Here is a 22425-nt window from a genome sequence, read left to right as displayed (position 1 = left end):
GAGGAGAAGATGATGAAAAGAATATTGATGATTGGGACAGGCGGCACAATCGCCTGCAAGAGAAGCGAAGAAGGGCTGAAGCCGGTGATGTCTTCAGACGAACTTTTATCCTATGTTCCCACGGCCAATGAGTTCTGCCGTGCCGACAGCCTGCAGATTCTGAACATAGACAGCACCAACATGCAGCCGCAGCACTGGCTGCTGATTGCGGATACCCTGGAACGTTACTATGACGATTATGACGGCTTTGTAGTATGCCACGGCACGGATACCATGGCATATACAGCGGCCGCCCTTTCCTATCTGGTGCAGAACTCTTCCAAACCGGTCGTAATTACAGGAGCCCAGCGCCCCATTGACATGGACAACACGGATGCCCGCATCAATCTGCTGGACAGCCTGCGGTTCGCGGCCTGCGAGCGGGCCCATGGCGTCAACATTGTATTCGACGGAAAGGTGATCGCAGGAACCAGGGGTAAAAAGGAGCGCACCAAAAGCTACAACGCATTTTCAAGCATCAATTTCCCCTACATAGCGGCCATTCATGATGAACACATTTTGTTCTATCTGGACGATAAAGGTCTTATAGAGGAACCTGTGACATTTTATCACACGCTTAACTCCAACATCGCCCTGCTAAAGCTGATCCCTTCCATGGACGCGGCAGTTCTGGACTATATGGCCGAACATTATGACGCAGTGATCATCGAATCCTTTGGCGTCGGCGGCCTTCCATCCTATGAATCCGGCGATTTCCACAATGCCATCGAACGCTGGACCACCCTTGGCAAAGTGGTGGTTATGACCACTCAGGTGACCAATGAAGGGAGCAATATGTCCGTCTACGAGGTAGGCCGCTCCATCAAGCGCCAGTTCGGCCTTCTGGAGTCCTACGATATGACGCTGGAAGCCACAGTGACAAAGCTCATGTGGATTCTGGGCCAGACCTCAGACAGCGGACAGATCAGGGACATGTTTTATAAAACGGTGAACAGGGACATTTTGTGGAAGAGTTTCACGTAACGCACTGGATGCGCCCCTTGGGAACATGCTTTTGTGTTCGGTATTTTTAATGCATCGCCTCCCGAATGGTCTTCCAAGCCTGGATAATCGTGGTGGGAACCGCGGCAAATACCACGATGGTCAGAAGCTGTCTCACCGACAGGTCGGCTACGGAGAACAATGTCTGAAGTCCTGGCACGAACAGCACCGCCGCTAAGAGCACAACGCCCGCTTCAAACGCCATGACGCTGTACAGATTGGTCTTAAATCCCAGGCGTATGATGGAATGGGTGCTTCTGCAGTTAAATCCATGGAACAGGCGGGCCAGGGTCAGGGTGCTGAATGCCATGGTGCTGGCCACAGCCGCCCCTCCGGTGGCCAGACCGGTGTGATATGCCATCATGGTGCATACCGCAATCAGACCGCCCTGTACAAACAATGTGCCCAGGAATCTGGCTGTCAGTATGCCCTCTTTCGGATCCCTTGGTTTTTGTTCCAGAAGATCTTCTTCAGACGGTTCCATACCTATGGCGATCGCAGGCAGGGAATCGGTCAGCAGGTTTATGAACAGCAGATGAACCGGAGCAAATGGCATAGGCAGTGCCAAAAGAGAGGTATACAGCACGCTTAAAATGCCTGCCATGTTGCCGGACAGAAGAAATTGAATGGCATTTTTAATGTTCCTGTATACATTTCTGCCGTTTTCCACAGCTTTTATAATCGTTGCAAAATTATCGTCGGCCAGAATCATGGACGCGGCGTCTTTTGATACCTCGGTTCCTGTAATTCCCATAGCCACTCCGATGTCCGCTTTTTTAAGAGCGGGCGCATCATTTACGCCGTCTCCGGTCATGGCCACGATATTGCCGCGCCTCTGCCACGCTTCCACGATCCTGATCTTATGTTCCGGAGACACCCTGGCGTACACGGATATATGTTCCAATTTCTGCCCCAGCTCCTGATCGCTCATCTCATCCAGTTCAATTCCCGTCACCGCGATATCGTCTTTTCCCATAATGCCGATTTTACCGGCAATGGCGGAGGCCGTCACCTTATGGTCGCCGGTTATCATCACCGGCTTGATTCCGGCCCGCACCGCATTCTGCACGGCGCGTCTGGATTCGGGTCTGGGCGGATCCATCATGGAGATCAGTCCCAGGAATGTATAATCCTGTTCGCTCTCCAGGCTCATCGCCTCCATTTCCCGGCACTCCCTGTAAGCAAATGCCAAAACTCTGAGCCCCTGCTCTGAAAAACGCTGGTTCTGGTCTAAAATGGCGCTGCGGTCCGACTGTGTCATGGTTCTGGGCCCTCTGCTGGTTAACATCCGCTCACTTCTGTCTAAAAGCACATCAATGGCGCCTTTTGTAAACAGAATGATCTTTCCGTCTATGTCGTGTTTTGTGCTCATCAATTTTCTGTCGGAATCAAATGGAATCTCATCCAGCCTGGGAATCTGGCTTCTCACTCTTGCCGCATCCACTCCCTGCCGTTTTCCAAGTTCCAACAATGCAAATTCCGTAGGGTCGCCAATGGCTTTTCCTTCGCTCCATACCGCGTCATTATCCAAAAGGGCCGCATAGATCAGATAGCGGTGCACCTGGTCCGTAATATCCAGATGTGACGCCGGATAGAGTTTATGTTCTGCAAATACCTGCTGTACCGTCATTTTATTCTGTGTCAGGGTACCTGTCTTATCGGAGCAGATGACAGAAACGCAGCCTAAACTCTCTACTGCTTTTAAATCCTTAATAATAGCGTGTTCTTTCGCCATCTTCTGGGTTCCCATTGCCTGGACAATGGTAACGATGGAACTGAGTGCCTCAGGAATGGCCGCCACAGCCAGGGCCACCGCAAACATCAGGGAATCCAGGACCGGCATTTTCCGGTAAAGGCTTAAAGCGAATACCAGCGCGCAGATGATCATGATCACCGCTGCCAGCTTTCCGCTGAACTGGTCCAAACTGATCTGAAGCGGAGTTTTTTTCTCTTTTGTGGCATTCATAAGAGAGGCGATTTTGCCGATTTCCGTATCCATACCAATGGCTGTTACCGCAATAACCGCCCGTCCTCCGGTGACCAGAGAACTGGAAAACACCATGTTGTACTGTTCAGCCAGAGGAACCTGTTTTTCCTTTATAGGCTGTATCCGCTTCTCCACATTGGCCGATTCTCCGGTGAGGGAGCTCTCATTGACCATCAGGGAGTAATTTTCAATGATCCTGCCGTCCGCCACCACAAGATCTCCGGCCTCCAGAAGAAGAATATCTCCCGGCACCACCTGGTCTGAGGGGATTTCCACCTTTTTGCCGTCCCTCATAACTTTGGCAGCCGGTGCGGACAGTGATTTTAAACTGTCCAATGACTTCTCGGCCTTTTGATGCTGTACCGTACCCAGAATTGCATTCAGGATAATAACCGCAAATATAACAACCGTGCTTTCCACATTATCCGAAACCATAGAAATCAGCGCCGCAATAATCAGGATAATTACCAGCAAATCCTGAAACTGTTCTAAAAACACCTGCCAGGTTTTCTTTCTGCCCGCTTCCATAAGCGCATTTTTTCCAAATTCTTTCTGGCGCTTCTCCACCTGTTCTCTGCTCAGCCCCTGTTGTGGAGCATTCAATTGTTTTAGTACTTCTTCCCTCGATAACCGAAACCATTCGTTCATTACAAACTCTCCTCTCCCATACCTAATGGTATGAACAAAAAAAGACTTTTAATGCATCGAATCACATAAACCTTAAAGATTTATGGAATCGGATGCATTAAAAGTCTCGTAACCGGATTGGTATGCACCGCCAGGCCGTCAGGCCGCGTATGTTGACAATGCATTAAAACTACTCCCTCTTAACCGCAGAACATCTATGCAGATGCCTGTTAATGTATTGAATTTATTAGATTATAAAATGATAAGTTATCTTTGTCAACCGGCCGGGGAATCCCTTAACGGTTTGTTAACGGAAGCAACGCATTTATGCGGTTTCTCCAAAGTATCTTGGCGCGGCTGCGATATCGCAGCAAATAAAATACCACCAGCCATCATGGACTAGTGGTATAAATCATTTTATTTATGCTAAACCAAAGAATCGTTGGTGGGTGTGCCCTTTCCCACATTTCTTTTGACCCGAAGGGTGCGTAGCAGCACAATCTCTACTTCAACAACTCTTTGGATAAAGCCTTATATTGTATGTATATTATATAATATCTATTCTTTTTTGTAAAGCAGGCCATTTTTTTCTATAAGCTTTTTAAGGTTTCTGTCTCTTATTCGATAGAATGTCATAACAGAATTTTTCAGCTTATCATCATCCCCTCCAAGAACAACTCTGACGACAACATTCAGGTTGGTTTCCGGCAATTTCTTTACCATAAAAACTGTTCCAATATTCTTTATATCTTTTATTATCAAATCAGGATCGGAAACGCTCTCTTTACCATATTTTTCAAAAAGGCTGTAATCCTCTGGATGCCGCTCCATTATATGTTCTATACGTTCATTCGTCACGATAATTTCATCTGTTTTGATTTTTCCAAATTCCGCCTCAAGGACCTCTATATTTATCTTTCCTAAACTTTGGATTTCGGCCATTGTGCTTTCCTCTTCAGCATCTGATTGCTTTATTTTTATACCGTTTGATATATGTGGTAAATTATATTTAATTATGATCTGCTTGTCAACATAGCTTGGTTGGGCCTTGCTTTATTCACATGTTTTCGTTATACTGGGTAAAGATATTCACAAAAGGAGATTATGCACTGTGGAAAAGATTACCAGTTTTACTATTAATCATTTAAGTTTGCTTCCCGGAGTTTACGTATCGAGAAAAGATCAAGCCGGTTATGCGGCGATTACAACATTCGACATCCGCATGACACAGCCTAATTTTGAACCGGTTATGAATACGGCAGAGGTGCACACCATTGAACACCTGGCTGCCACATTTTTACGAAACCACCCTCAATGGAAAGACCGGATTCTGTATTTCGGCCCAATGGGATGCCGCACCGGATTTTACCTTCTGATGACCGGCGATTACCAGTCCCGCGAGATCATTCCCCTGATGATCGAACTCTATGAGTTCATCCGTGATTTCGAAGGCGATGTCCCCGGCGCAGCCGCCAAAGACTGCGGCAACTATCTGGATATGAATCTGCCCATGGCAAAATACCTGGCGGACAAATTCCTGAAAGACGTTCTTTATCAAATTGACGATAAACATCTGATTTATCCCGAGAGTTAAGGAGTTGAGGGGGCTTTTTGATTGGTTAAGTTACGCCGTGAAGAAGGGGATGCTGGGGATTTGGGAACGGATTCCGCCCCTAAGAGATACCAGGCCTTCAAGAACGAAAAAAGACAGGGCGGCGCCCATTCGAGGTAAACTTTTTATGAACTTTACCTCTCAGTGGGCGCCTCAGAAGCTGATTCGGTTTTCAGCTTCTGCCTGTCTTTTTTCGCCCTTGAAGGCCTGGTATCTCTAAGGGGCTCCATACGCTCCCAAATCCCCAGCATCCGTCTCCCCTGCCCCAGCGTCCCCTTCTTCACGGCTGTGTACTGGCTGCACTACGTATAAAAAAGCGGAGGGGTAAGGTAATAATAAAAATTGACAAAGAAATTTAACATCAACCCTCAAGGCATTTTCGAAAATGCCTTGAGGGTTGATGTTAAAATCGGAAATTCTCAGCATGCGGCTTAGCAGAAAAGCTCCTACTTATTCTAACATTGCATTTAATTAACTAAGCCTGAGAACCCCAGCAGGAAAGCGGTGCGAGGCGGCGGCCGGAGGGCTGGACGCTGGGGACGGGGCGGGCGGGGTGGAATCCGGCGGCACTGGAAGGCATCTGGAAATCGTTTAGTTTAACTTAGACGGCAGGGATGGAAAAAGACGGGCAGAAACTGAAAACCAAATCAGTTTCTGAGATGCCCACTGAACGGTGAAGTCCATAAAGAGTTCACCGTGAATGGGCATCGGACCGTCTTTTTCCATCCCTGCCGTCTTAGTTAAACTTACGATTGGAAGCTGCCTTCCGGTGCCGCCGGATTCCGCCCCGCCCGTCCCGTCCCCAGCGTCCAGCCCTCCGGCCGCCGCCTCGCACCGCTTTCCTGCGTAACGTTTTTCAATCAGTTAATTAATCAATACCCAATAAACACCACAATACTCCTGGCGCCCACCACAACCTGTTTTTGGTCCCCGGCCACCGGTTCCTCACCTTCCCCGTAAACCCCGTTCACCTCTTTCGCGTCCGTATTGACCGCCACCCGCCATTTCATCTTTTTTGGCAGGTTTGGAAGGGCAAATTCATGGGGCTCCCAGTGCATGTTGTAGGCCACGAAGAAATAATCGTCCGGGCTGCCGTCTTCCTTCTTCGCATACAGGCCGCAGTACATGATTCCCATCTGCCGCCGGAAATTTTCAAATTCCGGACACCAGGCTTTCACGCCGTGATAGGATACGTCCGGGTGTCCGCAGGAGAGGTAATCCATCACCATTGGCTCCTTCTGCATATGGAAAACGGGATGTTTTTTCCTGAAAGAGATCAAAGCTTTGACAAACTTATATAGATCCCGGTTTGTTTTTAACTGATTCCAGTTGAGCCAGGAAATTTCATTGTCCTGGCAATAGGAATTGTTATTTCCATTTTTCGAATTGCCGAATTCATCACCGGCCAGGATCAAAGGCGTTCCCTGGCTCAGCAAAACCAGCAGAAATGCATTGCGTATCTGCTTTTTCCGCAGTTCCAGGATCTTTTTGCGTCTGGTGGGGCCTTCAATACCGCAGTTCCAGCTATAGTTATAGGCATTTCCATCCTGATTTCCTTCACCGTTGGCTTCATTGTGCTTCATATCATAGGAAACCATATCCATCATGGTAAATCCGTTGGTATTGGCAATATAGTTGATCACGCCATAGTCTTTGGGATTCCGTTTTGTCCGGAAAATCAGATTGTTCATCTGATCCTCATCCCCTTTTAACAGCCTTCTCATATCGACCAGAAAACCGTCGTTATACTCGGCCAGATGTTTTATCCGCCCTCCGTCCGTCCCTTCCCAGGTGGTTGCCAGCAGTTTTGTGCGGCTCAGATACGGATCGCTGCCCAGAATTCCTGCAGGCGCAAATCCGACCAAATGAATCCCGTCCACATGGAATTCCCGAATCCAGTACCTCACCACATCCAGTACAAATGCAGGGCTCTCCTGACCGGTAAAATACAGTTCCGGAATTATCTCAATCCCGGCTTTGTGCAGTTCCTTCACCAGCATCTTAAACTCCCGTTCCGGGCGTTCCTCCCGCCCGGAGGCATAGGAAGCTTTCACTGCAAAATAAAATCCCGGCCCATATCCCCAGTAATTGATCCGGCCGGTGGGCTGGTCCATGCCATAAGGATTACCCACAATGGCCGGCGGCATCATGATCTCATCGAATTCATTGACCGGCAGCAGCTCCAGGGTTGTGATTCCCAGCTCCTTTAAATAATGGATCTTATCCAGCACCGCCCGGAACGTGCCCTTATCGTGTGCTTTTGAAGATGGATGGCAGGTAAAGCCCCGCACGTGGATCCGGTACATCACCATCTCTTCATAGGGTATCCCCAGGGGTGTGTCCCCTTCCCAGTCAAATTCCTCTGAATCACCCCGGCATTTCAGGAGTTTTCCCGCATTTTCCAGGCTGCCCCACTCTTCACGCCCGGAAAAAGACGTGCCGTATGGGTCGGAAAACAGACCCCCGCCGGATTCAAAACAATAGAAACGGCCGGACATATCAATTCCGGTCACATCCATGCACCAGACATCCCCCATCCGGCCCTCCTCCGGAAACGGTATTATTAAATCCGGCTCCTCCTGTCCGTCCGAAAATAATACCAGGCTGCAGTTATCACCGGAGGCTGCCGTGGAAACATGGATTCCCCCTTCCGTAACTGTGAGTCCCATTGGAAATATTCTGTTATCACCTGCAACTGCCTTATATTCTTCCATTCTAACTCACCATCTCCTCATTATTCCTGATTGGCAATCTTCTCCGCCAGCTCGTTCAAATACATCCAGCGTTCCATTTTCTCCTCTAAAAGGGTTTCCTTTTGGCCTTTTTCTTCCATTAACTGGTTCAGCCTGCCGTAGTCTGTGGCCGCTTCCTCAACCTGACGGTCCAATTCTTCGATCTCATGTTCCAGACCGGCGATGTCATCTTCTATGTTTTCCCATTCACGCTGTTCTTTATATGAAAATTTTAATTTCTTGTCCCGTTCTTTCCATGTATTCTCGGATTTCTTTTCCTTCTTTTCCACCTGCGCCGCTGGCTGCCTGTCCGCCTGTTTCTGCTCCCAGGCTGCCTGGTAGTCCGTAAACCCGCCTTCATACTGTACCACCCGGCCATCGCCTTCAAATGCGAATATTCTCTGCACCACCCGGTCCAGAAAATAACGGTCATGGGAAACTGTGATCACAATCCCGGCAAAGCTGTCCAGATAATCTTCCAATATGGTCAGCGTCCTGATATCCAGGTCATTAGTAGGCTCATCCAGCAAAAGCACATTGGGGGCTTCCATCAGAATCCGCAGCAGGTACAGCCTCCGTTTTTCTCCGCCCGACAATTTTGATATCACCGTATACTGGACGCTGGACGGGAATAAGAACCGTTCCAGCATCTGGGACGCGCTGATACTTCCATCCTTTGTTTTTACGTACTCACCCGCATCCTTAATATAATCGATCACTTTCATGGTCTCGTCCATGGCTTCATTTTCCTGGGAAAAATATCCCATTTTCACAGTCTGTCCGATATCAATGGTTCCGGCATCCGGCTCCACCCATCCGGCGATCATCTTCATCAGCGTAGATTTTCCGCTGCCGTTTGGACCGATAATTCCAATCCTGTCATTTTTCAAAAATATATAAGTAAAATCCTTAATCAGCACTTTGCCGCCGTATGCCTTGCTCAGGTTGTTCACTTCCACAGTGGTGCGTCCAAGACGGCTGTATACAGAATCCAGTTCTACCTCCTGATCCTGCTCAGGAGCCTTTTGGTCCCGCAGGGCTTCATATCTTTGGATGTGGCCTTTCTGCTTGGTAGAACGGGCTCTTGCGCCTCTCTGCATCCATTCCAGCTCCACCCTCAATATGGATTGGCGTTTCCGTTCAGACGCCTGCTCCATATCCAGACGCTCCGCCTTCAACTGGATATATCCTTCGTAACCGGCCTGGTAATTGTATAATTTCCCCTTGTCCAGTTCCACGATGCGGTTGGTCACGCTGTCCAGGAAATACCGGTCATGGGTGATCATGAGCAGGGCTCCCCGGAAACTCTTTAAGTATTCTTCCAGCCACTCCGCCATGCTGCTGTCCAAATGGTTGGTCGGCTCGTCCAGAATCAGTAGGTCCGCCTTTGATAAAAGCACTCCGGCCAGAGCCACCCGCTTTCTCTGTCCTCCGGAAAGCAGCCCGGCCTTTTCATCAAAGTCATAAATCCCCAGCTTGGTCAGCATGGTCTTCGCCTGGCTTTCAATATCCCACACATGCTCATGTCCTTCATTGGCCCGTAAAATACTTCCCAAAACCGTATCCTCGTCCTCAAAAACCGGATTCTGGGGCAGATACCGGATATCCAGGCCCCGGCTGCGGGTCACAGTGCCCTCATCCGGCTCTTCCAGGCCCGCAACTATTTTAAGGAGGGTGGACTTACCGGTTCCGTTGATCCCGATAATCCCCACTTTATCGCCTTCATTCATGCTGAAACTGGTGTCGTCAAACAAAAGGCGCTCCGTATATGATTTTGTCAAATGTTCAATGGTCACTAAATTCATGAGATCACCAACTCTACCGGGCAATGGTCCGACCCCATAACTTCCGTATGAATCGACGCGTCAACCAGCCTGTCCTTCAGGCTTTTGGATACGCAGAAATAGTCAATACGCCACCCTGCGTTCTTGGCTCTCGCGCTGAAACGGTAAGACCACCAGGAATAAATCCCTTCCTGGTCAGGATAAAAATAACGGAACGTATCAATAAAACCGGCTTCCGTCACCTTGGTAAAATCTTCTCTCTCCTCATCGCTGAAACCGGCATTTTTCCGGTTTGTCTTGGGGTTTTTAAGATCTATTTCTTTGTGGGCCACATTTAAATCACCGCAGAAAATAACCGGTTTCTTCTCTTCCAGCTTTTTGCAGTAGGCCAAAAAATCATCATTCCATTTCCTTCTGTAGGGCAGACGGGCCAGGCCGTCCTGTGAATTGGGAGTATAGCATGTGACCACATAGTATTCCGGGAATTCAGCAGTTATCACCCGGCCTTCCTGGTCATGTTCCTCAATCCCCAGCCCGTAAGCCACGCTGACTGGTTCTTCTTTGGTAAATAAGGCAGTTCCTGAGTAGCCCTTTTTCACGGCATAATTCCAATACTGGTGATATCCCTCCAGTTCAAGATCAATCTGTCCCTCCTGAAGCTTAGTTTCCTGCAGACAGAAAATATCTGCCTGTGCTTCATTAAAATAATCCATAAATCCTTTTCCCATACAGGCACGAAGTCCATTTACGTTCCAGGATATCATCTTTTTCATAACATTTTTCTCCTTGCTTATAAAGATATTAGTAGTATAACATTATATCCTATAATTGTCGATGTAGATGCTTTCTTAATATAATAAATAAAACGTCTGCAAAAACTTTATTTTATTAAGTTTTTCATTAATATTCTTAATTATTATCAAAAATGGGAATCCCTATTTACCTCCATACTTAAAAGTGATATGCTCCAACTGTAAGAACCGGATTTTAAGATACAACAAATAAAGGAGAAGTATTATGTTAACCAGATTAGAAGCAGATTCCATAGGTACTATGGAAGTACCGGCCAAAGCCTATTTCGGCGTACAGACCTTACGTGCAAAGCACAATTTCAACATCACGGGAAGGCCGCTGCACCCTGTATTCATCAACAATTTAGTCCGGATAAAAAAGGCGGCCGCTTATACCAACATGGCAGCCCATGTTCTGGATGAGAAGATCGGCAAGGCCATTGCCGAAGCTTGTGACGAAATCATTTCAGGGAAATTTCACAGCCAGTTCATCGTAGACGCCATTCAGGGCGGCGCCGGGACATCGGCCAATATGAATGCCAACGAAGTCATCGCCAACCGGGCCATTGAGCTTCTGGGCGGCACCAAAGGGGATTATTCCATCGTACATCCCAATGACCATGTGAATATGGCCCAGTCCACCAATGATGTGATCCCCAGCGCCGGTAAACTTACGGTTATGGAATTGATGCCGGGTTTAATCCATGAATTAGAACGCCTGCACAAGGCGCTTACCGATAAAGCAGTAGAATTTGACGATGTGGTGAAGATGGGGCGCACACAGCTCCAGGACGCGGTTCCGATCCGCCTGGGCCAGTCATTTGAAGCCTACGCCGCTGTGATCAGCCGTGATATCCACCGTTTGTATAAAGTGGAAGCTGAGATGAGAGTGTTGAACATCGGAGCGACTGCAGTAGGAACCGCCATTAACGTTAATCCGATTTATCTGTTCCACATCATTAAAAACCTGAATCAGGTCTGCGGAACCAACTGCGTACAGGCGGAGGATCTCTTTGACGCCACACAGAACCTGGACGGATTCGTATTCACTTCAGGGGTGCTGAAGACCTGCGCGGTCAACCTGTCAAAAATATGCAACGATCTGCGGCTGCTTTCCAGCGGGCCCAAGACGGGAATCGGCGAAATCAATCTGCCGCCCAAGCAAAACGGCTCTTCCATCATGCCCGGCAAGATCAATCCTGTCATCCCGGAAGTGGTGACCCAGGTAGCTTTCAATGTGATCGGCAATGACACGACCATCACATTGGCCGCCGAAGCCGGACAGCTGGAGTTAAATGCATTTGAACCGGTTGTATTTTATAAGATTTTCGAATCCATCGATACCATGACCGGCGCGGTGAGAACATTGATTGACAACTGTATTTCAGGCATCACCGCCAACCGTGACCGGTGTGAGCAGCTTGTGGAATCCAGCGTGGGCCTTGCAACCGCCTTATGTCCGTATATCGGATACAAAAAAGCGGCTGATATCGCGAAGCAGTCATTGGAAACCGGTATACCGGTGAGGGAACTGGTGATGCAGTCCGGGCTGCTTACGGAGGAGCAGTTGAAGCAGGGGCTGGATTTGGTGGCTATGACGCAGCCGGGACATCAGTTTTAAAATAACGGGCCGGGATTCGTGAAAGTTACGCAGGAAAGCGGGGAGCGGCGTCCGGCGGCAGGCTGGGCATTTGAGGCCGGGGCACTGCCAATGGGGCTGGGATTCAGCTTCCAACCGTAAGTGGAACTAAGTCTCCGGAGTTGAAAAAAGACGGTGCGATGCCCATTCACGGTGAACCCTTTATGGGGCTTCACCGTTCAGTGGGCATCTCAGAAACTGATTTGGTTTTCAGTTTCTGCCCGTCTTTTTTCATCTCCGGAAACTAAGTTCCACTAAACGGTTTCCAGATGAATCCCAGCCCCATTGGCAGTGCCCCGGCCTCAAATGCCCAGCCTGCCGCCGGACACCGCTCCCCGCTTTCCTGCTGGTTTTCTCTGGCTTTAGTTTTTCTATGAAAAAGTTTGGGAATATATATCAGAAGATTTGTTTCTAAATTGACTGCAGAAATGGTATAATTGCTGAAAGGGCGGTATATCTGCTGAAATTGATAAAACAGGCAGGTTTGTTCCATATGTACTAAAAAGATGCAGGGATATGACATTTTGCAATTGGATGGATAGAGATATTTTTACAAAGTGGAGGCATAAATATGGCACAGGATTATCAGGGAATTCTTACAGAGGTGTTTGAGAGGTATCAGCCTGATTTGGAAACAGCTATGGCAGGATCGCTTATGCCATATTGTTACCAGGAAGGACACGATAAAGGAAAAGGGACATTTGACAAGAATTACTGTAAGCGGCAGAGGCTCTGCTATGCCCTGTTGTTTTTTGGAAAAAAATGCGGGGGATGGACAGATGAGGAATATCATGCTCTGGTACACCGTGTATTTGAGCAGGAACTGATGGACCGGGAGACCAATTCTTTTCAGGGGATCGGCGCCAGTCTGGAGATTCTGACCCAGCTTTTACAGGCATATGAATCGCCGGAGGACAAACCTCTGTTTGAAAGGGCCAAGAATGCCAACTTTGACTGCTGCTGCGGCTATGAAGTTCGTAATTACGGTTATCCTGATGCGCCTGACGTTTTATCTCTTGAAGATGGAATCTATACCATGATTGATCTCCAGGAAAATGATGCAGCCAGGCAGCTCATCGCCATTTGGAAGGAAAATAAAGGGATACTTGGCACGGACGACTATCGCACTCTTGGCAATTGGCAGAAGTGGCTTGGTGACAAGGAGCAGGAGGCCGATGCCAGGCGGGACGAATTGGAAAAAATGCTGCTGGAAGAGGAACAGAATGCCTGGGCCGTCTGTTCCGCCTGTGAGCGGCTGGTCCGGGTGCTCATTGAGGCCGGAATGTGGGACGAGGCCAGGGAACGCCTTATGTGGATACGTCAATGGCTGAAACCGGCCAGGGAACAGTGGTGGGGCATTGGCCTGGGCCGTTTTGTGCTGGAAGACTGCATGGATTTGGTTCTTCACGGAGGCGGCAGGGAAAAAGAGCTGTGGGAATGGAGCCATCCATTTCTGCTTTTAGCCGCAGGCAGCATGCATGGCAATTTGTACCGCAAGGCGGCGGAAGCGGCAAGACTGATGAGAGATTTGAAACTTGGGGATGAGATGGATGAAGGATACCGGAATCTGTTCCGTTAAATGGGGAACCGTTGAAGAATAGCTGGAGAGGGGTATGGATGATATTGACAAAAGAATATATAGCAAAGCGGGTACATGAGTTGTACTGGGAAAAAGATATCAATTGTGCGGGGACAGCGCTCATCTGTTTGAGCGAATTATTTGAAATAGCCGTTGAACCGCAAACCCTTTGGTCTGCGGTTGGACTGCATGGTGCAGGCGGATACAGAGCGCAATGTGGTCTGGTCGAAGGTGCACTTATGTTCATAGGCATTTATCTACATATATTGGGGAAAACAGATGCTGAAATTATATCTGCCTGTTATCATTTTGCATCTGATTTTGATAACACGTTTGGATCCTTGAGATGTTTGGAACTGCGTCCCACAGGTTTTTCAGAAAATGATCCGCCCCATATGTGTGAAAACCTGAGTTGCAACGCAATCGAATTCGCGTATCTGTATATCAGAGAAATAACGAAATCGTAAAATAGTGACCATCCGGAAAAAACGGAAATTTATCAGGCGGTTAAAGATAATATGGTGCGAAACAATCAATTACGGAGGCAGCTAATGGAAAACAGTATCACTAATTATTATAATTCTTATGATGAAGACGGGAGGCTGTTTCGCGATTACAGCCATCAAATTGAATGGCTGACAACCATGCATTATTTTGATAAAATAATTCCCGCATGCAGCAAAATTTTCGACGGCTGCGCAGGAACTGGAAATTATGCGTTCAAATTAGCGGAACAAGGCCATCGTGTGGCCGCAAGTGATATTGTGCCTCATAATGTGGATATTATGTTACAAAAGCAAGAACGTTCTCCGATATTAGACGATATCTTTGTCGGAGATATCTGTGCCTGCAATCACTATAACGATCATTATTTTGACGCAGTGCTTTGTATGGGCGCATTTTATCATTTAGATGAAACCATGCGTTATAAGGCAATGGAACAGTGTCTGAGGCTGTTAAAAGACGGAGGTATTTTAGTCATATCTTATATTAATCTGATAACAGTATTACATATGAACTTAAAGCCCGGATTAGAAAATATAAGTGAAATATTAAAATGCTGCAGTACAAAAAGTCTGGGCGATTCTTTTGTATATATGATGCCTGAAGAAATTGAAGACATGGCAGCAAAATATAAACTTACCATACTCAATCATATAACATCTGATGGAAATCCATTGGCACGGGGTGCGGATTTTAACAAGGCCCGGAAAGAAGATTTTGAGAAATATATGGAGTTACATTTGAGTATATGCGAAAATAAAAGTCTCTTGGGTTATGGGCTTCATGGGCTTGTTTTTTTAACCAACAAATGAATTCCGGCTATTCTTGGCATTTAACAGCGGAAGAAATCAGGCTTTATGGAGGTAACGCCATTGAACAAGGCAAATAAATTAAGACCCGAAATCGAATTTCATGGAAGGATGAGAAAATGAAGCGTATCATTTATATTATTATTGCCGGATTTTGTTGGGGAATGATGTTTCTCTTTGCAAAAATAGTATTTCAAATTCCTGACGGTGCAATTTGGCAGTATTACCTGATTCTATCAGCCATTTTACTTATTGGCATGGCGGCATTCAACATCTTCTACAACCTTCGGTATCTGAAAAAGATGAACGCAATCGCACCACTTTTGGACGCCGGCCGCCCAGAGGAATATATCGCAGAAGCAGAATCCTTACGCCGTCGTGCCAAAGGCCGCTTTGCAAACAATATGCTCACGATCAATTTGTCTGCCGGTTACTGCAGACTTGGACAATATGACAAGGCTGCTGAATTGTTGGAACACTTATCGAATGTAAAACTGTCCGGTGTATTAAAATTAGTTCACTGTATCAATCTCTGCTATTGTTATTTCTATCTAAAACAGACAGATCGTGCTATGGCGCTGTACGAAAGCAGCCAAGGGGTATTTAATCCCTATAGGAATAACAAATTGTATGGGGGAAACATCGCTGTACTCGATATTTTTGCGGCAATCGGCATGAAAGATTATGCCCGTGCCGCCGAATTGCTGCAAACAGCTAAGAGCACATGGGATGAATCCCGTTTCTTAGATGATTATCGTTATTTGGAAGAAAACATTGATCAGTCAAAAAGCGGAAATTGATTTAACTATGGGTCTGAGGCATATCCAAACTATCTATAATTCCTGTTTTTAGTCCGAAAGTACAAAATAAGGGGTGTTACACCAGTGATTTTACAATCATTGATGCAACACCCTCTCATCGTTTTACTGTTTTAACTATTCCTCTATAATTTCATACCTGAACCAGTCAAAATCCGCATAATTCCCGGATTCTTCACAGCCGGAAGACGCGTACATTCCCAGATAAGAACCAATAAATCCATCCGCCACCACAGTGCTTAAAATAGAACCGTCTTCTCCCACAGCCAAAGGTATCCTCTCTCTCTCGCTTCTTCCATAATAGAAGTCATAAGCGCCTTCGCTTCCCTCTATAAAGAGATAGATTCTTCCCGGTCCCGCTTGGGCGGTGCTGATCAGTTTCCGAACGCCGTTTACCACTTTATAACATCCGACAACCGTCTCATCCCCAATCTTCTGTTTCAGAATCAGGAAAGAAAACCTCTCATTCTGGGTTACGATCATTCCAGCCTCTTCCCCCTCTTTTTCCGGTTCAAATTCCATGGCCACAGCCGCCTGGAAGTCATAATGCTGCTGGCGTCTCACCAGCATTGCCGGGGTCCGGGTGTCCTCTGCCGGCACAGGCAGAAGCCGGATTCTCAGGCACCCCCGTCTCTCGGTCAGGGAGTAAAATGGTTTTTTTACCGGACGCCGCATACACCAGATCATATCCAGGGTCTCTTCTTCAAAGTTGTCAACTCTGCTGTGAAGAGGCGGACGGTAAGAAGGCAGATCCGGCCTCCGTTCCGTCAGGTTCACCATTCCGTTATGGTTGTCCGCCAGCGGCCATCCGTCATAATCCCAGGCAATGGGAATGATAAATACTTCCCGGCCCAGGTTGAATTGGGCATTTTTGTTCCTGTCCGGAGTACGGATCCATTTCCTGGGCTGATAGCATTCGTAATCCTCGATCTCGTGTTCGTATGGGCGGATGCCCAGGAGCGCCATATACCATTCCCCATTCTGTGTCTGAACCAGGTCCCCGTGTCCCGTGACCGCAACTCCCAGTTGGTTGATCAGCCGCAGGTTCCGGTTCGTAATCACCGGATTCCTGGGGCAGGGCTCATATGGACCCAAAAGGTCCTTGCTGCGGGCCGCATTGACGCAGTGGTTGGTCTGGGTCCCCCCGCATGCGGTCAGCAGGTAATAAATGCCGTCGATATGGTAAATGTGGGGGCCTTCCATATACTGGCTCAAATCCGAATATCCGTCGTAAATGATCTTTCGTTCGCCGACAAACTGATAGGTTTTCCGGTCCAGCTCACAGAGATAAATCAGCCGCTGGGCGGCATATTTCGGTTCTTCGGGTATCATATTGCCGCAGTACCACATTTTCCCGTCCTCGTCAAAATACAGAGACGGGTCGATACCGTCCGCACCTTCGATCACCACCGCCTCAGACCACTCCCCAGCCGGATCTTTGGCAGTTAGTATGAAATTGTAGCGGTCGATGCGGCCATTGACATCTAACGTATTTACAATATAAAATGTACCATTATCATAGCGGATCGTTGCCGCCCACAGCCCTTCCGAACTGTCACAGTCCCTGAAATCAAGCTGTTCCGGCCTGGATACCGCATTCCCAATTTGTTCCCAATGGACGAGATCAAGACTTTTGAACACCGGAAGTCCGGGGAAATAAGAAAATGACGAAGTGACCATATAATAGACATCGCCCACTCTGCATATGGATGGGTCCGGGTATCCCCCTTTGATTACGGGATTGTGGAATTTGTTACTCTTCATGATTTCCTCCATTTGGTTGTTTAGTCGTTATTCCTTAACCGCTCCGGCCGTCATGCCGGCAATCAGGTATTTCTGCATGATCACAAATACGGACAGCGTCGGCACGCTGGAAATGATGGCCGCGCACATCAGATAGTTCCACTGCACTTTATAGGCGTCCGCCATGGTGCTGATGGCATAGGTGATGGTTTTCTTCTCATCCGCCGACATGAGCACGGAAGCGAACATATACTCATTCCAGTTCTGCAAAAATGCATAGATAACCGTAGCTACCAGTCCAGGCAGCGCAATGGGCAGAATGATCCTGTAAAATGTATGAAATGCGCTGCTGCCGTCCACTCTTGCCGCCTCGTCAAGCCCCGTAGGAATGCTCTTAAAATACCCAAACATCATCCAGGTACAAAATGGAATGCTGAACGACGCGTATACGATCAAAAGCCCGATTCTGGTATTGTTCAAATTGATGGATACAAGAATTTTATAATACGGAATGATCTTCATCACTGCCGGAAACATTTGCGTCACCAGCAGAAAACTGAGAAGAAATGCCTTCCCCTTAAATTCATACCGGGACAGCCCGTAACCGCAGAGAGCCGCGCACACCACGCCGAATACCGTAGATCCGCCCACGGCGATCAAACTGTTCTTTATGTAGGCCGCAATGGGATAGTCCTTCCAGATATTGATATAGTTTTCCAGGGTCGGGCCTGTGGGGAACAGTTTCAGCCCTTTTGAAAGGGTGATGTCCGCCATGGATTTTAAGGATGTTATCACCATCCAGGACAGGGGAAGTAAAACGCAGAGACATCCCACGCACAAAACCAGGTAACCCAACGATAAAACCACTCTATTTTTGCTTTTTTTAGTCATCACGCAATAACCTCCTAAACACCACTCCGATCAGGTAACAGATAACAAGGATATAAACCGACTGGGCCGACGCAAAGCCATATTTGAAATATGAGAATGCATTTTTATAGATTTCAATTGCTGAAACCATGGTCGAACTGCCCGGGCCTCCTGAAGTCATCAGCCAGATCAATGTAAACTGTTTAAACACCCAAACAGTATCCAGAATCAAAATGGTTGTGAGAATCGGCTTTAAAGCAGGAATCGTAATATACCTGAACTTCTGCCATACATTTGCCCCGTCAATCTGGGCCGCCTCATACATATCGGTGGAAATGGTCTGGATTCCGGCCAGAACCTGCACCATCACCAACGGATATCCTTTCCAGATGCTGACCAGGATCACGCACGGAAATGCAGTCGCCGACGTGCTCAGCCACCCCACCGGCTCCGATATCAGGTTAAAATGCATCAGCAGTTCATTGACGATGCCACCCTGTGTATTCAGTATCCATTTAAACAGATACGCGATCACCACGTCGGGAAACAGCCATGGAAGAATTAGAATTCCCCTGAACAGGGTGCGCATTTTGATATCCAGATTCAGAATTGACGCGAAAATAAAGCCTAATATAAAGTGTCCGCCTACCACGGATACGGTGAAAACCATCGTTTTCCAGAGGCTGTGCAGAAAAGAGGAATCTGTCAGCGCCTGAACATAATAACGAAGCCCTACAAATTTCCATTTGTTCACCAGGTTTGTATCAAAAAAGCTAATGTAGATTCCATAGAGTATGGGGTAAACCACCAACAGCAGTATGGTGAGAGACGCTGGGGTGATAAAGCCATATGGAGTAAGCGCTGATTTTATTTTGTTCCTGCTTACGCTCTGGACTCGGTTTTTCAATGTTTTGCCTCCTTTGCGGTTCTTGGGTATGTGTTTGGGGGATGATGGGGGGATTTATATGAAGGGTGATATGAAGGGTGACATGAAGGGTGAAGGCTTTTTCGAAAATGCCTTCACGTTTTACTTTAAAGGGCGAAGGCTTTTTCGAAAATGACCTCACGCTTTACTTTAAAGGGCGAAGGCTTTTTCGAAAATGACCTCACGCTTTACTTTAAAGGGCGAAGGCTTTTCTGAAAATGCCTTCACCCTTCCCGTCACACCCTTCCCGTCGCCTTTCCCGTCACCCCATCCAGTAAAAAACATCCTTAATTACTATAAGATTTCGCCACTTCTTCCGCTTTAGCCGCCGCATTCGCTACCGCGTCGTCCACAGATGTGCCTTCAGCAACAACCGTCTGCCAGCACTCGCCGCAGGCATCCCTAAGCTCCGCAAGCCCTGCAAATGCCGGATAAATAACCGCGCTGTCAGACGCATCTGCAAATCCTGAATAAGCTTCGTCAGCCTCACAAATTGCGGTAAGGGCGTCTTTTACAACAGGAAGACGGCAGGTAGCCTTATTCCATTCCACGCTGTTCTCCACACTTGTCATATATTTCAGGAAATCAGCCGCAACTTCAGGATTTTTACAGGTATTGCTGATTGTCATACCAACACTTGAAAATGAAGTCACAGGGTCTACGCCTTCAGCCACAGGCATCGGGAAGCTTCCCATTTTGCCCTTCATATCCGGGTTTGCATTGTAAATGCCGCCGAGCACATTTGATGCGCTGAAGAACATGCAGGCCTGGTCTGCCGCGATCATGGTATAAGCTTCTGAATAACCGGTTTCAATGAATCCCGGAGGTGTTACGCCTTCATTGGCCGCCATATTGATAAAGGAAGTCATCGCATTTTTAAATTCTTCTGTTCCAAAACCGCTGGTAAATGTTCCGTCATCATTCTTTGTCACGAAGTCACAGCCATATGTAAGCGCAAATGTCTGGAATCTGGATTCTGCGGAATCATTTCTGGTTCCTGCAAATGCGGCTCCGTAACGGTCTGTCTTTCCGTCTCCGTCCAAATCCTCTGTCAAAGTTTTAGCGGCTGCCAGGAACTCATCCCATGTTTTAGGAATTTCGATTCCTTTTTCTTCAAAAAGGTCTTTTCTGTACACCATTGCAGTGATATTGTTCTGCCATGGCATGTAAACCAGGGTTCCGTCAACGGTTGCATTTTCAACTGCCGCTTCCATCAGGCCGCCCATGTACTCTTCGCCTAAAAGCTCTGCCATGTTGTCCACGCTCATGCCCATTTCAAGGCAGTTGGCTGAGTAAGCTTCTGTCATGGTGAAAATGTCGGGCAGGGTTCCTGCCGTAGCCTGGGTAATCAATGTGGTATATAAATCGTTCATGGAACATTCCACAGGATTCAGCTTAACATTGGGATACATCGCCATGTAATTGTCCATTACGCCTCTCAGATAGGGGCCTCCGTCGGAATCTCCCAAAGATGTAATCATAACATCCAAAGTCACGTCGCCTGCGCCTGCTACATCAAAGGTGCTGCTATAATTCTTCGCTTCTGCCGGAGCACTGGTTTCCCCAGCGGCTGTTTCCGCCTGCGCACCATTTTCTCCAGCGGTTGTTTCCGCCTGCCCCTGGGTTGTTGCCGCCTGGGCCGGAGCTGCGGTTGTGCCCGCGTTGCCGGAACTTCCGTTACCACATCCCGTTAGTGCGGAACCGATCATAAGCACTGCCGCCAATGCAGCCGCCATTTTACTCTTTCTCATAAATCATTTCCTCCTCTTGTATTATTTGTGTTGTTTTTCTTCTAAATCCCCTTGTTTTTTGTATGTTTTTATTATATAAATAAGGTATATGAAAATCAACTTAATTAAAATAAACTGTTCTTTAGTTTTTCTAAAGTTCATTGTGCACTATCCCTAAGACCAGCGAGAGATTAGAAGCCCAAATACCAATTTAATACAAAGGGGATTATATGTTATGGAAACCAAAATTATCGAATATATTCTGACAATCGCCAAGCACAGAAGCATTTCCAAAGCCGCCGACGAACTGTTCGTGACTCAGTCCGCCTTAAACCAGCAGCTTCTAAAGCTGGAAAAGGAACTGGGAGCGCCCCTCTTCATCCGTACCAGAAATCATTGGGAATTGACCGATATAGGCAGATTGTATATAGAAAATGCAGAACGCATTCTGGTCATAAAGAAACAGACCTATAACCAGATTCAGGATATGGCTCAGAATTGGAAAGGCACAATCACCATCGGCCTCACTCCTGAACGGGGAATCCAGATGTTCACCGCCATATATCCAGAAATACATGCAAAATACCCCAGCACCACCTTCCAGCCTTTGGAAGCCGACGTGGAATCCCAGGTAAAGATGCTGGACGCCAACCAGCTGGATATCAGTTTTCAGACCATTTATGAAAGAAAATACAAACACCTGGTTTATACGGAAATCCTGCGGGAACCATTTTACCTGTGCATCCCCAAATCCCATCCGCTGGCTTACCAGGAAACCCTTCCGCCCGAACAGTACCCTGAAATCTCCCTGACCAAATTTTCCGGCAACCTGTTCACCCTGGTGAAAAAGACCTCCACCATGCGGGCGGTGATCGATAATCTCTTTGATCTGGCCGGATTCAAGCCAAAGCTGCTCTTTGAATCCACCAGCATGAGAACCATGCAGCGGTTAACGGCTAACGGCCAGTGCTGCTGCATCATCCCCCGCTGCTATGCCCTGCCCAGCGAACACATTTCCTATTTTTCCCTTGGGGAAATGGCGAGCTGGGAACTGGCCGCTGCTTATTCACCCAGCCATTACATAAACAATGCGGCCAAGGACTTTATCAGCATGGCTACCCAGTATTGGAGATCGCATTTGTATATTGAATAATGCGTCAGTTGTAAACTGAAATTCCATACCTGTGATTTCAGTTATAGAGTAAACGTTTTATTTATTAGGGAAAAGCAACAG

The 22425-nt window shown here is 47.5% G+C and carries 17 protein-coding genes; 8 read left to right on the top strand and 9 right to left on the bottom strand.

What is annotated here, in order from left to right; translation table 11 throughout:
- Nucleotides 1-12 precede the first annotated feature (12 nt).
- Nucleotides 13-1023: an asparaginase gene (locus tag GPL15_RS14585; RefSeq protein WP_215699436.1), complete on the top strand. Its 1011-nt coding sequence runs from the start codon at nucleotides 13-15 to the stop codon at nucleotides 1021-1023.
- Between the two features lie 46 nt (nucleotides 1024-1069).
- Here the strand turns inward: GPL15_RS14585 and GPL15_RS14580 are convergent, their stop codons facing one another.
- Nucleotides 1070-3676, bottom strand: a complete 2607-nt coding sequence (locus GPL15_RS14580) for a cation-translocating P-type ATPase (RefSeq protein WP_215699413.1) — start codon at nucleotides 3674-3676, stop codon at nucleotides 1070-1072.
- 537 nt (nucleotides 3677-4213) lie between these two features.
- On the bottom strand, nucleotides 4214-4597 hold the full coding sequence (locus GPL15_RS14575; RefSeq protein WP_215699412.1) for a PBECR2 nuclease fold domain-containing protein: 384 nt from the start codon (nucleotides 4595-4597) through the stop codon (nucleotides 4214-4216).
- 169 nt (nucleotides 4598-4766) lie between these two features.
- Here GPL15_RS14575 and GPL15_RS14570 point away from each other — a divergent pair, with 169 nt between their 5' ends.
- Nucleotides 4767-5249 (top strand): S-ribosylhomocysteine lyase, encoded by a 483-nt coding sequence (locus GPL15_RS14570; RefSeq protein ID WP_215699411.1) that lies wholly within the window; start codon nucleotides 4767-4769, stop codon nucleotides 5247-5249.
- 890 nt (nucleotides 5250-6139) lie between these two features.
- On the opposite strand, the gene GPL15_RS14565 is transcribed toward GPL15_RS14570, so the two are convergent.
- From GPL15_RS14565 to xth, 3 genes are read right to left on the bottom strand one after another with little or no spacing between them, the layout of a single operon-like run.
- Nucleotides 6140-7981 carry an alpha amylase C-terminal domain-containing protein gene (locus GPL15_RS14565; protein WP_215699410.1) on the bottom strand — a complete coding sequence of 614 codons (1842 nt, stop codon included), beginning with the start codon at nucleotides 7979-7981 and terminating at the stop codon, nucleotides 6140-6142.
- Nucleotides 7982-8001: 20 nt separating this feature from the next.
- Entirely contained in the window at nucleotides 8002-9804 is a 1803-nt protein-coding gene (locus tag GPL15_RS14560) for an ABC-F family ATP-binding cassette domain-containing protein (RefSeq protein WP_215699409.1), read from the bottom strand.
- Nucleotides 9801-10556, bottom strand: coding sequence for an exodeoxyribonuclease III (gene xth / locus GPL15_RS14555; RefSeq protein ID WP_215699408.1), 756 nt, complete (start codon nucleotides 10554-10556; stop codon nucleotides 9801-9803). The genes GPL15_RS14560 and xth overlap by 4 nt, the downstream gene beginning before the upstream one ends.
- Nucleotides 10557-10800: 244 nt before the next feature.
- Between xth and GPL15_RS14550 the strand changes: the two genes are divergently transcribed.
- The 5 genes from GPL15_RS14550 (at nucleotide 10801) to GPL15_RS14530 (ending at nucleotide 15905) form a co-directional block, all read left to right on the top strand.
- Nucleotides 10801-12195 carry an aspartate ammonia-lyase gene (locus GPL15_RS14550; RefSeq protein WP_215699407.1) on the top strand — a complete coding sequence of 465 codons (1395 nt, stop codon included), beginning with the start codon at nucleotides 10801-10803 and terminating at the stop codon, nucleotides 12193-12195.
- A gap of 589 nt (nucleotides 12196-12784) precedes the next feature.
- Nucleotides 12785-13792 (top strand): hypothetical protein, encoded by a 1008-nt coding sequence (locus tag GPL15_RS14545; protein WP_215699406.1) that lies wholly within the window; start codon nucleotides 12785-12787, stop codon nucleotides 13790-13792.
- 38 nt (nucleotides 13793-13830) lie between these two features.
- Nucleotides 13831-14259, top strand: a complete 429-nt coding sequence (locus GPL15_RS14540; RefSeq protein WP_215699405.1) for a C-GCAxxG-C-C family protein — start codon at nucleotides 13831-13833, stop codon at nucleotides 14257-14259.
- Nucleotides 14260-14343: 84 nt separating this feature from the next.
- Entirely contained in the window at nucleotides 14344-15108 is a 765-nt protein-coding gene (locus tag GPL15_RS14535; RefSeq protein ID WP_215699404.1) for a class I SAM-dependent methyltransferase, read from the top strand.
- Between the two features lie 116 nt (nucleotides 15109-15224).
- Nucleotides 15225-15905: a hypothetical protein gene (locus GPL15_RS14530; RefSeq protein ID WP_215699403.1), complete on the top strand. Its 681-nt coding sequence runs from the start codon at nucleotides 15225-15227 to the stop codon at nucleotides 15903-15905.
- A 135-nt stretch (nucleotides 15906-16040) separates the two neighbouring features.
- On the opposite strand, the gene GPL15_RS14525 is transcribed toward GPL15_RS14530, so the two are convergent.
- The 4 genes from GPL15_RS14525 to GPL15_RS14510 all read right to left on the bottom strand — a co-directional run bounded on the left by GPL15_RS14525 (nucleotide 16041) and on the right by GPL15_RS14510 (nucleotide 21212).
- Entirely contained in the window at nucleotides 16041-17687 is a 1647-nt protein-coding gene (locus GPL15_RS14525) for a glycoside hydrolase family 43 protein (protein ID WP_215699402.1), read from the bottom strand.
- Between the two features lie 27 nt (nucleotides 17688-17714).
- Nucleotides 17715-18557 carry a carbohydrate ABC transporter permease gene (locus GPL15_RS14520; RefSeq protein ID WP_215699435.1) on the bottom strand — a complete coding sequence of 281 codons (843 nt, stop codon included), beginning with the start codon at nucleotides 18555-18557 and terminating at the stop codon, nucleotides 17715-17717.
- Nucleotides 18550-19443 (bottom strand): sugar ABC transporter permease, encoded by an 894-nt coding sequence (locus GPL15_RS14515; protein ID WP_215699401.1) that lies wholly within the window; start codon nucleotides 19441-19443, stop codon nucleotides 18550-18552. The genes GPL15_RS14520 and GPL15_RS14515 overlap by 8 nt, the downstream gene beginning before the upstream one ends.
- A gap of 305 nt (nucleotides 19444-19748) precedes the next feature.
- Nucleotides 19749-21212, bottom strand: coding sequence for an extracellular solute-binding protein (locus GPL15_RS14510; RefSeq protein WP_215699400.1), 1464 nt, complete (start codon nucleotides 21210-21212; stop codon nucleotides 19749-19751).
- Between the two features lie 214 nt (nucleotides 21213-21426).
- Between GPL15_RS14510 and GPL15_RS14505 the strand changes: the two genes are divergently transcribed.
- Nucleotides 21427-22344, top strand: coding sequence for a LysR family transcriptional regulator (locus GPL15_RS14505; protein ID WP_215699399.1), 918 nt, complete (start codon nucleotides 21427-21429; stop codon nucleotides 22342-22344).
- Nucleotides 22345-22425: the final 81 nt, after the last annotated feature.

Origin of the sequence: Clostridium sp. MCC353 (genome assembly GCF_018785315.1) — a bacterium.
Classification (GTDB): domain Bacteria; phylum Bacillota; class Clostridia; order Lachnospirales; family Lachnospiraceae; genus CHH4-2.
Note: the sequence above shows the minus strand (reverse complement) of the source record. Positions and strands in the feature narration are given on the sequence as shown.

What these genes read in the sequence shown, in the direction of transcription:
- GPL15_RS14585 (WP_215699436.1), top strand. Translation starts at nt 13, where the DNA reads ATGAAAAGAATATTGATGATTGGGACAGGCGGCACAATCGCCTGCAAG.
- GPL15_RS14580 (WP_215699413.1), bottom strand. Translation starts at nt 3,676, where the DNA reads ATGAACGAATGGTTTCGGTTATCGAGGGAAGAAGTACTAAAACAATTG.
- GPL15_RS14575 (WP_215699412.1), bottom strand. Translation starts at nt 4,597, where the DNA reads ATGGCCGAAATCCAAAGTTTAGGAAAGATAAATATAGAGGTCCTTGAG.
- GPL15_RS14565 (WP_215699410.1), bottom strand. Translation starts at nt 7,981, where the DNA reads ATGGAAGAATATAAGGCAGTTGCAGGTGATAACAGAATATTTCCAATG.
- GPL15_RS14560 (WP_215699409.1), bottom strand. Translation starts at nt 9,804, where the DNA reads ATGAATTTAGTGACCATTGAACATTTGACAAAATCATATACGGAGCGC.
- xth (WP_215699408.1), bottom strand. Translation starts at nt 10,556, where the DNA reads ATGAAAAAGATGATATCCTGGAACGTAAATGGACTTCGTGCCTGTATG.
- GPL15_RS14550 (WP_215699407.1), top strand. Translation starts at nt 10,801, where the DNA reads ATGTTAACCAGATTAGAAGCAGATTCCATAGGTACTATGGAAGTACCG.
- GPL15_RS14545 (WP_215699406.1), top strand. Translation starts at nt 12,785, where the DNA reads ATGGCACAGGATTATCAGGGAATTCTTACAGAGGTGTTTGAGAGGTAT.
- GPL15_RS14540 (WP_215699405.1), top strand. Translation starts at nt 13,831, where the DNA reads ATGATATTGACAAAAGAATATATAGCAAAGCGGGTACATGAGTTGTAC.
- GPL15_RS14535 (WP_215699404.1), top strand. Translation starts at nt 14,344, where the DNA reads ATGGAAAACAGTATCACTAATTATTATAATTCTTATGATGAAGACGGG.
- GPL15_RS14530 (WP_215699403.1), top strand. Translation starts at nt 15,225, where the DNA reads ATGAAGCGTATCATTTATATTATTATTGCCGGATTTTGTTGGGGAATG.
- GPL15_RS14525 (WP_215699402.1), bottom strand. Translation starts at nt 17,687, where the DNA reads ATGAAGAGTAACAAATTCCACAATCCCGTAATCAAAGGGGGATACCCG.
- GPL15_RS14520 (WP_215699435.1), bottom strand. Translation starts at nt 18,557, where the DNA reads ATGACTAAAAAAAGCAAAAATAGAGTGGTTTTATCGTTGGGTTACCTG.
- GPL15_RS14510 (WP_215699400.1), bottom strand. Translation starts at nt 21,212, where the DNA reads ATGAGAAAGAGTAAAATGGCGGCTGCATTGGCGGCAGTGCTTATGATC.
- GPL15_RS14505 (WP_215699399.1), top strand. Translation starts at nt 21,427, where the DNA reads ATGGAAACCAAAATTATCGAATATATTCTGACAATCGCCAAGCACAGA.